Raw genomic sequence first — 13115 nt, 5'->3', positions numbered from 1 at the left:
TATAGAGCATGAGAAATTATTGTCTTTTTCTTGCCCTTATACTTTTGCAGATCAATCTTTATGCTCAAGATCCTAATAAAATTCATCAAAATGCTATTGTAATTGATACGCATGGCGATATTTTATTCAATCAGATTAAATCGGGTATCGATATTGGTCAGCTTCAGCCCAAAGGTAATTTCGATTTGGTAAGGGCTAAACAAGGTGGTTTGGATGTTCAGTTTTTCTCCATATGGTGTGATGAAACCGGTGGGTATGCTTTTGCGAACCGGGAAATCGATTCACTGTGTAGTTTGATCAAAAGATATCCTGACCGGATCCAATTGGTTACAACAGCTAGAGATTTAGAAATAAGTATTAACCAACAAAAACTGGCCGCAATGATTGGCGTAGAGGGTGGCCATATGATCGAAAGCCATTTAGATTATATTGATAGCCTCGAAAAGCGTGGAATGGCCTACCTCACGCTAACCTGGAACAACAGTACGCCATGGGCAAGTTCCGCTGCCGAAGAAACTTCAGGTAAAGTGAAGCCCGGAAATGCAGGATTAAACGATTTTGGAAAAGAGGTGGTTAAACGTTTGAATAAGCTTGGTGTAATGGTGGATTTATCCCATGTAGGCGAAAAAACCTTTTACGAAGCAATCAAAATTGCTAAAAAACCCGTAATTGTTTCACATAGTTGTGCCTATACTTTAAATCCGGTTCCACGAAATTTAAAAGACGATCAGATTAAGGCGGTTGGTAGAAACGGGGGAGTGATCTGCATTAATTTCTATAGCGGTTTTTTAGACTCTACTTTTAATACCAAACAAAAAGCTTTCTTTGAGAAATATGATAACGAACTTAAAATACTCACGGCCAAATACGGTAGAAATAATGCAATTGATACTTTAATCTTCAATCATCAGACAGAGGCAGAAACCATACGCCCACCGATTGCGCTAGTGATTAAACACATCAATCACATTGTAAAATTAATTGGTATTGATCATGTTGGTTTAGGCGCAGATTTTGATGGGGCAGAATCTTTCCCTTTAGGGATGAACAGTGTAGCTGATTATCCTAAAATTACCGCCGAACTGGTTAAAAACGGTTACTCAGAAAGCGATATTAAGAAAATTCTTGGAGGTAATGTAATTCAGTTGATCAGGAAGAATAAAGGAAAGTAGTTTTGTCAAGGAAGCACAACTAAAAATGTTGGGCAGTAAGATGGAAACATCGGGCACTACAAATAAGGAGCGTTTTGGGCTTGCGGTGTGTACAACGATTTAATGCCTAACACGGCCGCTTATCGTCCGACTGTTAATAAGTAAACTATGTTGACAATGTACACTTGTTAACAATTGTTTAAAGCATTAAATTTGTATTACAATTAATGAATTTCAAACACACAATATAATGTCACAAGAAAACGAACACGTTCAGTGTTTAATTATCGGTTCAGGTCCGGCAGGTTATACTGCGGCAATTTATGCTGCAAGGGCTGATTTAAAACCAATTATGTATACTGGTATGCAAGCCGGTGGACAGCTTACGCAAACTACAGATGTAGAAAATTTTCCAGGGTACCCACAAGGAATCATGGGGCCAGAAATGATGGAAGATTTCCGCAAGCAGGCAGAGCGTTTTGGTACCGACATCCGTTTTGGGTATGTAAGTTCGGTTGATTTTTCTTCAACGCCACATAAAGTGGTGGTCGACGAAATTAAAACCATTACCGCCGATACCGTAATTATTGCAACGGGCGCTACAGCTAAATGGCTAGGTTTACCAAGTGAGCAGCAATACAATGGTTTTGGTGTTTCGGCTTGTGCGGTGTGCGATGGTTTCTTCTTTAAGGGACAGGATGTTGCCATTGTAGGTGCCGGAGATACCGCTGCTGAAGAAGCAACTTATTTAGCAAAACTTTGTAAAACCGTTCATTTATTGGTGCGTAGAGATGAGTTTAGAGCTTCTAAAGCAATGGTTAGCCGTGTGTTAGCAACGCCAAACATCGTGGTACATTACAATACCGAAACTCAGGAAATTTTAGGTAACGGTAAGAATGTAATTGCTGTTAAAGTATTGAACAATAAAACAGGTGTTGAATCTGATATCGCCGTGGAAGGTTTCTTTGTCGCTATTGGTCATAAGCCGAACACCGATATTTTTAAAGGTCAGTTAGATATGGATGAAACCGGTTATTTAGCGACTAAACCAGGTTCTACTTTAACCAACATCGAAGGTGTTTTTGCCTGTGGTGATGTGCAGGATATGTACTACAGACAAGCGGTAACTGCTGCAGGTTCTGGCTGTATGGCTGCGCTTGATGCAGAAAGATACTTAGCTGCTAAAGAGCATCCAGTAGTGGCGTAAGCATATTTTAATATAATTTTAGAAGGAGAAATCAGCAACGGTTTCTCTTTTTTTGTGAATGATATTTTTTTGGAAAGCAGCTGCAGTATTTCTTTTAAATGTTAGTCCTGCTTTCCACTTGTAGTCCCTCTTTTCAATCGGGAGCTACCGCTCCATCTGATAGCTATCGGATCAGGTTTATACACTGAGGTTTCTGCTACTATTGAGGGCTAAACTGATAGTTCATAATTTGCCCTTCGGCACTTTGCAATCCTAAAATAGTTTAACAGGCCGTGCCACTTAAACCCGATCGAAGCGGGATGCCAATTTCTTCAATTGGCTGAAGCGGGAGCGGGGCTATCGTAACCCAAACACTGCTGTACCTAATTTCCAAGAAAAAAGAATAAAGTTTCTCTTGTTAATATTATCAACGCATAGCAAAAACGTATTGATATTTAATGTTTAAATTTATCTGCATTACACTGTGCAGTCAAACGGTTGATCTAGATTGTAACAAGAATGTGAGATTTGGAATCTTCCCATAATCTCTATCTTGGTTCAAATAATCAAATAAATCTATAAAAACCACAACACAAACATGAACAAAGCATTATCGATTTTTATTGGAGTATTAATCAGCACGAGTGCATTTGCGCAGAGTGATCCCAATCTGGGCATCATACCTGCACCTGTTGCCATTACCAGGGCCAACGGAAACTTTATTTTAGATAAGACTACAGTTTTAGTAAACCAGAGCATCGACGGCGCAAAGATGACTGATTTATTAAACGCTTTTATCGTTACCAAGGCAGGTTTTGCCCTAAGAGAAACCAAAAATACGCAACCTAATCAAAAAGCGGTTGTTTTAACATCTGTTGGAGCAGATCAATTGCCTGCCGAGGGTTACACTATTAAAGTCAGCCCTAATCAAATTGTTTTAACGGGAAAAGGAGCAGGGCTTTTTTATGCCGTACAATCGCTCATGCAGATGCTGCCTGATAAAGTTGCCGATAAAATCACTGTTCCTGCAGTTAATATTAACGATTATCCACGTTTTGCTTATCGTGGAACGATGTTGGACGTATGTCGTCATTTCTTCCCGATCTCTTTCATCAAAAAATATATCGATCAGCTGGCTTATTATAAGATCAATACCTTTCACTGGCATTTAACTGATGATCAGGGCTGGAGAATTGAGATTAAAAAATATCCAAAACTGGTCGAGATCGGCTCTTCGCGTAATGGCAGTATTATTGGCAATTACCCGGGAAATGGCAATTATCTTACGCCAGTTAAAGGATATTACACACAGGAGGAAGCCAAAGAGATTGTGAGATACGCTGCTTCGAAATACATTACGGTAATTCCGGAAATTGAATTGCCAGGTCATGCTTCTGCGGCAATCGCTGCTTATCCTGAATTAAGCTGTTTTCCTGATCGCGATACCTTTGTTAGCGATAAAACACCATGGGCAGGTAGCAGAAAAGGCAAACAGGTACAACAAACCTGGGGCGTATTTGATGATATTTTTGTGCCTTCGGAAAATACTTTTACTTTCTTAGAAAATGTGCTGGATGAGGTGATTGCTATTTTTCCTTCAAAATACATCCATATTGGTGGTGATGAAGCACCTAAAACCTATTGGAAGGAATCTACTTTCTGCCAGAACCTCATGAAAGAAAAAGGTTTGAAAGATGAGCACGAATTACAGAGTTATTTTATCCAAACGATTGAAAAACACGTAAATGGAAAAGGACGCTCTATTATTGGTTGGGATGAGATTTTGGAGGGTGGTTTAGCACCAAATGCAACCGTAATGAGCTGGCGGGGCGAAGATGGCGGGATTGCCGCTGCGCAACAAAAACACGATGTAATTATGACCCCGGGATCGATGGGTTTGTATATCGACCATAAACAATCCAATTCTCCTGACGAACCGGTAACCATTGGCGGATTTGCGCCATACCAAAAGATTTATGCCTACGATCCGATACCGAAGGTATTAACGGCGGATGAAAGAAAATATATCAAAGGCGTTCAGGCCAATATGTGGACGGAGTATATTAAAACAACTGCTAAAGCAGAAAATCATGCTTTCCCACGTTTACTGGCATTGGCCGAAATTGCATGGTCGCCGGTTGAACGCAAAGATTTGAAAAACTTTGCCGAACAGCGTTTACCAGTACATTTGGCACGTTTAGATAAAATGGATATTAATTATTGGGTACCAACACCGATTGGACAAAGCGATAAACCTTTAACCGGTGGTGATTTTACCATCGACTTAAAAGTACCGGTTAGAGGAGGAAAGATTTATTACACGATAGATTTGGCACGTCCTTCAGAAAATGCATTTTTATACACTGCGCCGATTAAAATAACTGTTCCGCAGGGAGAAAAAAGAGTGTTAAAAACAATCGTTATTGCACCAAGCGGTAGAAGAAGTGTTACTACGGAAACTATTTTAAACAATGGCGCACCCGAAGTTAAAACAGAAGCAAAGAAATAAAATTGTTGCTTTGATTGGCTAAAATACTTAATTTGGGGCAACCAAAACGTCCTAAATAGAATGAAACTACAGAAATATACAAAACAGCATCTCCTGTTAATCACAGGGATGCTGTTTTGTTTTGCATGCACAGAAGAAAAACCCCAAGAAATTAAGACAGAAACCACAAAAGTTCAAAAGAATCCTTTTCGTTTTTATAAGGACATAGAAGTAAAACCAGGATTAAATTTCGAAATCTTAAGCTGGGGTAAGGGTGTCGACTCTATTGGCGGGTATCAGATTTTAATGTCTGATTCTATCCGTAACAATTACAGATCCGCTGCGGTAGACCGTAAAGGCATTATCATAGATGCCTGGAATATGGATTTGGACAATGATGGAAATCCGGAGTTGTATATCCAATTGCTAAGCAAAAAGACTGTTTCAGATCTTAATGTTTTCGAATATGCTGGTGGCGATTTTAACAAAATCAGTTTCCCTTCATTAAACTCAAGCCAGAAAAAAGGTTATTTGGGGAACGATAATTTTTTTATTAAAAATGGCGATCTGTTCCGTTCTTTTCCTGTAAAAGACCCGGCTGATAGTACTAAAACGATTAACAAAACATTGCAATATAAACTAAGCGGAAATAGTTTTTCGACAAGCGAAGTGAAGGCTGATGGAAATAAAGCTAAAAGTTAAAGCCTAAAGGTGTGGAGAGTTAAGTGTGTGGCCAAATGCGGACAATTAAAACTATGAACAACGAAAAATTCTCAATTGTCGATCGGATCAGGAGCTTTAAATATGCATTTAATGGTTTAAAGCTCTTTTTTATTCATGATCATAATGGGAGGGTTCATCTGTTCGCGGCAATCGTTGCGATTGGTCTGTCTTGTTATTTAAAAATCTCTGGTTTGGAGTGGATTGCTGTTTTGTCGGTTATTTCGGCTGTTTTTGTTGCCGAAATCTTAAATTCCGCTATCGAAAAACTTGCTGATGTGGTTTCACCAGGTTATCATCCAAAAATTAAGGTGGTAAAAGATCTGGCCGCTGCTGCGGTATTGGTGGCCGCATTTTTGGCGGTAGCAGTTGGTTTGATTATTTTTATTCCAAAACTATTTTTGTAATTCGGCCATTGCCGCCCTCGATTCTTCAATCTTTTCCTGGATAATATCGTCCCAGCGGGCCTGCATTTTATGATTGCTTCCATGTTCGGTTTCATCATCATAATTACGTTGCATGGTGTCAAAAAAAGAGCTGATCTGATTCGCGAGTTCAGAAATTTGCGCTTTATAATTGCTTACCGCATAATTTCTGTTTTTTAATACCCTTTCGGCCTCCAAAAGCAAAACATACTGGATATCGGCATGACCCTGTTCGTGGTGTAAAAGGCTTGCCCTGATTTCGGGGTCTTTAATTTTATCGAACTTTACCCACGATCTGGCCTTATCTATTGTAACCTCATTTTTAAGTTTAATAGCCACTCGGTTGCGGTAAACGGTACTTTCATAGCTATATTTCCATGTCATGGCCGTTAAGGCAAAAAATGGTGAGCGCATATCCGGATTGCCTTTAAAATGTATATCCCAATCCAGCTGAACCGGTTGTGAAAAATCCTGTTTAAAAGCAAAAGTACATGGCAATGCCAGCAAAAATAATAAGGGTAAAATCAATTTTTTCATGTGTCGGTTTTTACAATGAAAAAACCGTGCCTAAATTACTCCGGAGTCGAAATCTGTCCGCTGATGCGTTCGAATTTTTCGATCAATAAGGCTATACGTTCTTTTTCCCTGCTCATTACCGCCTTTCTCAAAATGGTTGAACAGAATAACATCCATAATACAGTTAAGCCCACGGCCAATACTTTTTGAACGGTGCTAAAGTGGGCCAGAATTTCTACAAAATAAAATATAAGACCCAGTGACAGGGCGATCATGTAAAACCAATATAAAGAATTGTATAGTTTAAAGCGGTTTAACTGATAGGTTTTTAAATTATTTAAATATTCGTGAGGATGGGCTGTAAAATCAGTTTTCGAAATCAGCCTGTAATCACGGTAAAGGATTAAAGTATATACGCCGATGGCGATAATGGTGATGCTGATCCCTACATGAGTAGTCCACGATTCAAAGTGAAAAAATATCCACAATGCGGCAATGGCAATAAAGGATACCAACATCCCTAAAATGTTCAAAGCAGATTTCAGCTTCAATCCATTTACTTCTTTCTTCGCTTGTTGCAGCATTTCATCAGCAGAAACCTTAACTTCTACCTCATGGTTTTGCCACAACTCCTGTATTTGATCAAACGCTTGCATACTGGCTGTATAATTCTGTTAATTTTTGTTTAATTCGGTGGATTTTTACCCTTAAATTGCCTTCGCTTATCCCAGAGATATCGGCAATTTCATGGTATGGTAATTCATCTAATACCATTGTAATTATTAAACGGTCATTTTCTTCAAGTTTGGATATACATTGATAAAGTAGGGCAACCTGCTCGTTTTTCTCTGAAAATTCCTCTATTTTATTTTCTATAATGTTATCAGTCAATTCATCTTTAGCCTGTCGCTTTTCCGATCGGAGGTAGGTTAAACAGGTGTTTACCGCGATCCTGTAAATCCATGTAGAAATTAGCGATTTGTTCCTAAACTTATCCAGATTTTGCCAAACCTTTAAGAAAGTTTCCTGTAAAAGATCGTTGGCTGCATCGGTATCACCAGTATAACCATAACATAAATGGAATATCTTTTTGGAATTTGAATCGAAGATCTCTTTAAATAACTTGTCTTTTTGTTCCATTTAGGGGTTTATAGTTGCGTTTTAGATGTTGGTGGACATTTTTTGTTACACCAGAAATCAAAAATAATATATTTTTTGATGCCAGCCGTGATCAAAATTTGTTACACGCCGTAAATATCGTAGTTTTACCAAATTAAGAGTAGCACAAACTTTTTATATTCATGAAGAAAAACAAACTCACGCTTTTCATTTTTTTAGCGCTGATTGCGGGTATTGCATTAGGCTATATTTTAAATGTCAATTCAATCGATGTGTACAATCAGAATATACTCAACGCGGATGCGAAAGTTAAAAGCATAGAGGTAAGTATAGCCAAAACTACCGATACCACCAGTATAGGGTACATACAGCTTAAAGCAGAGCGAAAAGCCAACGCCAAAATCAAGAAAGAAAACGAAGATATCCGGGAGAAAAAACTAGAATATTTTACGTTATTAAGTGATATTTTTCTTCGCCTGATTAAAATGATTGTTGCGCCCCTGGTATTTACAACCCTGGTGGTTGGCGTAGCCAAGGTGGGCGATATTAAAGCTGTAGGCAGGATTGGAGGCAAAACGCTGGGCTGGTTTCTGGCCATGTCATTAATGTCGTTGGTACTGGGGATGATTTTAGTAAACTTATTCGAGCCTGGAAGGCATATGAAATTATCGTTACCTGATCAATTGGTCAATACAGGGATCCAGAAGGCATCAATGAGTGTTAAAGATTTTATTGCGCACGTTTTTCCCAAGAGTATTGCCGAATCAATGGCTAACAATGAGATTTTACAGATTGTGGTATTCTCTTTGTTTTTTGGCGTAGCAACAGCCGCTATTGGCGATTTAGGGCAGATTGTGATCAAAGCATTTGATGCCATTGCACATGTGATTTTAAAAATGACAGGTTATGTGATGAATTTTGCCCCTTTAGCAGTTTTTGGAGCCATGACCGCCATTGTGGCTAAACAAGGTCTCAATGTATTGAACACCTACGCCATATTTATCGGTGAGTTCTACCTTGGGTTAGGGATTTTATGGTGTGTATTGATCTTTTTGGGGTTTTTAGTGTTGAAAAAACGCATTTTCCATTTGGTAAATGATATGAAAGAACCAGCGCTGCTGGCTTTTAGTACAGCAAGCAGTGAAGCCGCCTATCCAAAAACAATGATGCTGTTAGAGCGTTTTGGCTGTAAAGATAAAATTGTAAGTTTCGTATTGCCATTGGGCTATTCATTTAACTTAGACGGCTCGATGATGTATATGACCTTTGCTTCCTTATTTATTGCACAGGCTTATGGTATTCATTTGGGTTTTGAGCAACAGATTTCGATGCTTTTAATCCTGATGTTAACCAGTAAAGGAATTGCAGGTGTGCCAAGGGCGTCGTTAGTGGTAATTGCCGGAACCATTGCAAGTTTTAATATCCCCGAAGCTGGATTGGCTTTGTTAATCGGTATTGATCCCTTGTTGGATATGGGCCGTTCGGCAACCAACGTAGTAGGAAATAGCATCGCAACTGCAGTAGTAAGTAAGTGGGAAGGGGAGCTTAAAGAGTCAACAGTCTAGAGTCCTTAGTCTGGAGTCTTATCTAATCATCAATAATTACATTACTCACTCATTCAATCATTCAGTTAATCAATAATTCAACATCAAGTGTCAAGTAGAGGAAAAAAAATATTCTTAGCCCTTAGTATCATCGTGCCAATGATTATTTATTGTTACGTTTATTATAAGCCCATTATTCAAAATGCACCATTCAGAAAAAAGGATTTTGTATCAATGGAATATAAATGGGGTGTGAAAGATACCTTAGAAAATCATTATAATTCTGCAACCGGCGATTACCAGTACATCAGTAATGTAGATTCTGTTGTTCATAAGAAAATATTCTTAAAGAGCGACGATATCTTATACATGCACACTAAAGCAAACGAAATCGGACTTTGGAATTTTCCGGATACCATCGGGAAAAAGAGTGCAAAAGCAATGGCTGTGCCACGTTACGATATGTTATTCAAATACAAAGAGAAAACAAAACATGTGGTGGTATACGGAGATTTTGATGGTAATCCTAAATTGCTGGATGCTGCTGTACAGATGAGAAAGATTATCGAGGAAGTTTTAAATATGGCTGAAAAGAGAAGTGGTAAGTAGAATTAGTCCGAGCTATGAAGTCGGGAATCAGAAGTTGATATAACGAGGTTGAGGTCGGTTAGCTGGTCTTGCATTTGGGTTGCACGCTTGGTGTTTTTAACAATTAAATACCTGATAAATTGATCTTGAAATCCATTAATCCTCCAAATCCTGATCCAGTAGAATTAATTGAAAAATATTTTCGATATGTGTTTGTGTGTTAATTGAATTTGTTCTATATTTGCACCTCGTTAAATAAAAATTATAAAACTAATATTTAAACAATGTACGCAATAGTAAATATAGCAGGGCAGCAATTTAAAGTTGCTAAAGACCAGCACCTTTTTGTACACAGATTACAAGGAGATGAAGGCGCTAGTATTGAATTTGATAATGTATTGTTGGTTGACAACGGTGGTGCAATTACTGTAGGAGCTCCTGCAGTTAAAGGTGCTAAAGTTTCAGCTAAGATCGTATCTCATTTAAAAGGTGATAAAGTAATTATTTTCCACAAAAAACGTAGAAAAGGTTACAAAAAGAAAAATGGTCACCGCCAGTTTTTCACCAAGATTCAGATTTCTGACATCACTCTATAATTAATTGTTAACCCAATAATTCGCTTTTTAGCGAGTTACAAAATATAAAATCATGGCACACAAAAAAGGAGCCGGTAGTTCGAAAAACGGACGTGAATCGCATAGTAAGCGTTTAGGTATTAAAATTTTCGGTGGGCAATTGGCTATCGCTGGAAACATTTTAGTACGTCAACGTGGAACAAAACACCACCCTGATAAAGGTGTTGGAATTGGTAGAGACCACACTTTATTCGCTTTAGTAGATGGTACTGTAATTTTCAGAAAGAAACAAGATAACAAATCTTATGTGTCTATCCTTCCTATTACAGAAGCAGAAATCGAAGCAGCAGTAGCTAAAGCACCAGTTGCTAAAAAAGCGGTTGCAAAGAAAGAAGTTGTAGCTGAAGAGGTTGTTGAAGCAGCACCAGTTGCTAAAAAAGCCCCTGCTAAAAAAGCTAAAAAAGACGAAACTACTGAAGAAGCTGCACCTGCAGAATAATTAGTATTAAAGTTATAAAGAAAAGTCCTGATTTTCATCAGGACTTTTTTTGTTTTTATATGGTTCACTGGTTTATTTGTCATGTATTGCGGTTAACTGTATAAATTGGTTAATCGGTTAATTGACGCTCAGCTCCAAACTCCGAACTCCAGGCGGTAATGGCCCTTCGGCTCCGCGCATAGTAACCTCTCTTGAGTGGATTGCTTAACCGACGCCAAACCTAAAATTCCCGACTCCAAACTCAACTAGTGTTAAACCATGTTAAATAACAAAATTTAACAATTCATCGCAATACATTCGTGTATCATTATTTAATTATTTTACGATGAATTTTAAAACCCTCAGTTTATCTGTTTTTTCCATCATTCTTTGTGGTTTATCAGCTAAAGCACAGGATATAGAAGAAAATATCCGCATGGTGAAACCATTCAAAGCCGACGGCGTATCGAACGAGTGGAACGAACCGCTTAACCAATACAACGACGCCACAAAACTGGCTTTTGCACTGGCTAACGATGATCAAAATTTATACATTATTATTGAGTCGCTCGATCCCCAGACAACCTTTAGTGTGTTGAGAGGTGGCATTACCTTAAACATTAATACTGAGGGCAAAAAGAAAGATGGCATGAAGTTAACCTTTCCCTTAATGGATAGACCTCCGATGCCTAAGGAAGGAGAGGGGCATCGTGAGCGCGCTCCTATATCGCCAGATGGAAATGCTGAGCTACATGATCCTGCGGCTATGAATAAAGGTATACGCGTTTCAGGCTTTAAAAATATTCCTGATGGCGAATTGCCAGCTATCAATCAAGATGGAATTGAAATCGGAATGAGTATCCATCCCAACAGAGATCTTATTTACGAACTGAGTATCCCTTTATCACAATTACAGATAGGTTTTGACCTTAAAAAGCCATTGGTATACAATATTAAAATTAATGAGCCGAATAAATCTGGTTTTAAGAGAGATGGCAGATCTGAAGGTGCAGGCGGAGGTAAAGGTGGTAGATCAGGCGGTAGAGGTGGAATGGGAGGCGGAGGAATGGGCGGCGGTGGCCGTGGTGGTATGGGTGGCGGAAGAATGGGGGGAGGCGGTGGCGGTCAACGTCCACAAGAAGGCGGTGAAACAGCATCTAAATCCTCTGATTTTTGGATTAAATATAAGTTAGTAAAAGCTTAACCTATTTGTATTCGAACACTTGTCCCGACTTTCTTCTGGAAGCCAGGACTGACGAGTAAAAAAAAGTATAAAGTTGTCAGCTTTCTTGCCCGTTAGCTATAAAAGTTGACAACTCTTTTAATTAATATTCTCTTGCCATTAGCTGCTCCGTAAGTGTTAAAAGATTTGACTTCTTTTCATCACTCACATTAATTTGTGCAAACACACTTAAGGCTTTGCTGAGGTAGCTGTTCATGCTTTCCTTCGCAATGTCCTGGATATCCAAGGTATCGTAAACCTGGCGTACAGTATCTACTTTTTCCTGTGCGTTGAATTCTTTATATCCTGTCCAGGTATTTAATGATGTCCTGGTTTCTCCCTCGGCAAGCTCAAAGGCTTTTAACAGCAGGAAGGTTTTTTTATTGGCAATAATATCGCCACCAACCTGTTTTCCGAATTTTTCAGGGTCGGCATATACATCCAAAATATCGTCCTGTAACTGGAAAGCGATACCGATATTTTCGCCAAACTGATAGATTAGATCTGCATCTTTTTCGGAAGCGCCAGCTATAATGGCACCGAGTTTTAATGCACCACCCAGAAGTACAGCGGTTTTTAACCTGATCATATTGATGTATTCTTCAATGCTTACATCATCACGGCCTTCAAATTCCATGTCCAGCTGCTGACCTTCGCAAACACCTTGTGCCGTTGCATTAAATGTATTTAATACCGGGCCAAGAAAAGCGGGGTTAACCTTCGCCAGGTTTTTATTTGCTTCCACCATCATAACATCACCGCTTAAAATGGCGGTGTTGATACTCCATTTTTCGTGAACGGTAGCTTTTCCCCTGCGGAGAGGGGCATTGTCCATAATATCATCATGAACGAGCGTAAAATTATGAAAAACCTCAATGGCCATTGCTGCATGGATCGATTCGTTTGCATCTTCTCCGAACAGCTCGGTAGCCATTAGAACCAATAAAGGTCTTACGCGTTTTCCGCCAAGATTAATGATATAAGTAATCGGATCGTACAGCTGTTTAGGGTGATCCGGGAACTTTAAATTTTGTATTGCAGTATCTAAAATTTGTTGTAATTGTTCTGTAGTATGCATTGTAATTATTGCGTAAACCCGTGTT

Annotated in this window: 14 protein-coding genes; 10 read left to right on the top strand and 4 right to left on the bottom strand. The window is 38.8% G+C overall.

From position 1 onward, the window contains the following. Window positions 1-8 precede the first annotated feature (8 nt). From AC04Q1_RS03415 to AC04Q1_RS03395, 5 genes are all read left to right on the top strand, one after another. On the top strand, window positions 9-1172 hold the full coding sequence (locus tag AC04Q1_RS03415) for a dipeptidase (protein WP_478361812.1): 1164 nt from the start codon (window positions 9-11) through the stop codon (window positions 1170-1172). A 229-nt stretch (window positions 1173-1401) separates the two neighbouring features. Then, on the top strand, window positions 1402-2358 hold the full coding sequence (gene trxB, locus AC04Q1_RS03410; protein ID WP_478361810.1) for a thioredoxin-disulfide reductase: 957 nt from the start codon (window positions 1402-1404) through the stop codon (window positions 2356-2358). A gap of 577 nt (window positions 2359-2935) precedes the next feature. After that, window positions 2936-4846 carry a beta-N-acetylhexosaminidase gene (locus tag AC04Q1_RS03405; protein WP_478361808.1) on the top strand — a complete coding sequence of 637 codons (1911 nt, stop codon included), beginning with the start codon at window positions 2936-2938 and terminating at the stop codon, window positions 4844-4846. Window positions 4847-4906: 60 nt separating this feature from the next. Beyond that, window positions 4907-5527: a hypothetical protein gene (locus AC04Q1_RS03400; protein WP_478361806.1), complete on the top strand. Its 621-nt coding sequence runs from the start codon at window positions 4907-4909 to the stop codon at window positions 5525-5527. 53 nt (window positions 5528-5580) lie between these two features. After that, the gene (locus AC04Q1_RS03395) at window positions 5581-5952 is read left to right on the top strand and encodes a diacylglycerol kinase family protein (protein ID WP_478361804.1); all 372 of its coding nucleotides are present in this window, start codon (window positions 5581-5583) and stop codon (window positions 5950-5952) included. On the opposite strand, the gene AC04Q1_RS03390 is transcribed toward AC04Q1_RS03395, so the two are convergent. The 3 genes from AC04Q1_RS03390 to AC04Q1_RS03380 are packed head-to-tail and all read right to left on the bottom strand — an operon-like array spanning window position 5941 to window position 7626. Beyond that, window positions 5941-6507 (bottom strand): DUF922 domain-containing protein, encoded by a 567-nt coding sequence (locus AC04Q1_RS03390; protein ID WP_478361803.1) that lies wholly within the window; start codon window positions 6505-6507, stop codon window positions 5941-5943. The two genes, AC04Q1_RS03395 and AC04Q1_RS03390, sit on opposite strands and share 12 nt — an antisense overlap. A gap of 35 nt (window positions 6508-6542) precedes the next feature. Further along, entirely contained in the window at window positions 6543-7142 is a 600-nt protein-coding gene (locus AC04Q1_RS03385; RefSeq protein WP_478361802.1) for a hypothetical protein, read from the bottom strand. Continuing rightward, window positions 7129-7626, bottom strand: a complete 498-nt coding sequence (locus AC04Q1_RS03380) for an RNA polymerase sigma factor (RefSeq protein WP_116250910.1) — start codon at window positions 7624-7626, stop codon at window positions 7129-7131. Before AC04Q1_RS03380 ends, AC04Q1_RS03385 begins: the two co-directional genes overlap by 14 nt. A gap of 161 nt (window positions 7627-7787) precedes the next feature. Here AC04Q1_RS03380 and AC04Q1_RS03375 point away from each other — a divergent pair, with 161 nt between their 5' ends. The 5 genes from AC04Q1_RS03375 (at window position 7788) to AC04Q1_RS03355 (ending at window position 11994) form a co-directional block, all read left to right on the top strand. Then, window positions 7788-9170, top strand: coding sequence for a dicarboxylate/amino acid:cation symporter (locus AC04Q1_RS03375; protein ID WP_478361800.1), 1383 nt, complete (start codon window positions 7788-7790; stop codon window positions 9168-9170). A 213-nt stretch (window positions 9171-9383) separates the two neighbouring features. Beyond that, window positions 9384-9758, top strand: a complete 375-nt coding sequence (locus AC04Q1_RS03370; protein ID WP_478361798.1) for a hypothetical protein — start codon at window positions 9384-9386, stop codon at window positions 9756-9758. Window positions 9759-10021: 263 nt separating this feature from the next. Continuing rightward, window positions 10022-10333: a 50S ribosomal protein L21 gene (rplU, locus tag AC04Q1_RS03365; protein WP_025146774.1), complete on the top strand. Its 312-nt coding sequence runs from the start codon at window positions 10022-10024 to the stop codon at window positions 10331-10333. Between the two features lie 52 nt (window positions 10334-10385). Then, the gene (gene rpmA / locus AC04Q1_RS03360; RefSeq protein WP_478361796.1) at window positions 10386-10811 is read left to right on the top strand and encodes a 50S ribosomal protein L27; all 426 of its coding nucleotides are present in this window, start codon (window positions 10386-10388) and stop codon (window positions 10809-10811) included. A 325-nt stretch (window positions 10812-11136) separates the two neighbouring features. Next, window positions 11137-11994, top strand: a complete 858-nt coding sequence (locus tag AC04Q1_RS03355; RefSeq protein ID WP_478361794.1) for a hypothetical protein — start codon at window positions 11137-11139, stop codon at window positions 11992-11994. A 121-nt stretch (window positions 11995-12115) separates the two neighbouring features. Here the strand turns inward: AC04Q1_RS03355 and AC04Q1_RS03350 are convergent, their stop codons facing one another. Then, the gene (locus tag AC04Q1_RS03350; RefSeq protein ID WP_478361792.1) at window positions 12116-13090 is read right to left on the bottom strand and encodes a polyprenyl synthetase family protein; all 975 of its coding nucleotides are present in this window, start codon (window positions 13088-13090) and stop codon (window positions 12116-12118) included. Between the last annotated feature and the right edge of the window lie 25 nt (window positions 13091-13115).

The sequence above is a fragment of the Pedobacter humicola genome, assembly GCF_056490705.1.
The sequence above is the reverse complement of the archived record's forward strand: the minus strand, read 5'-3'. Positions and strand labels throughout refer to the sequence as shown.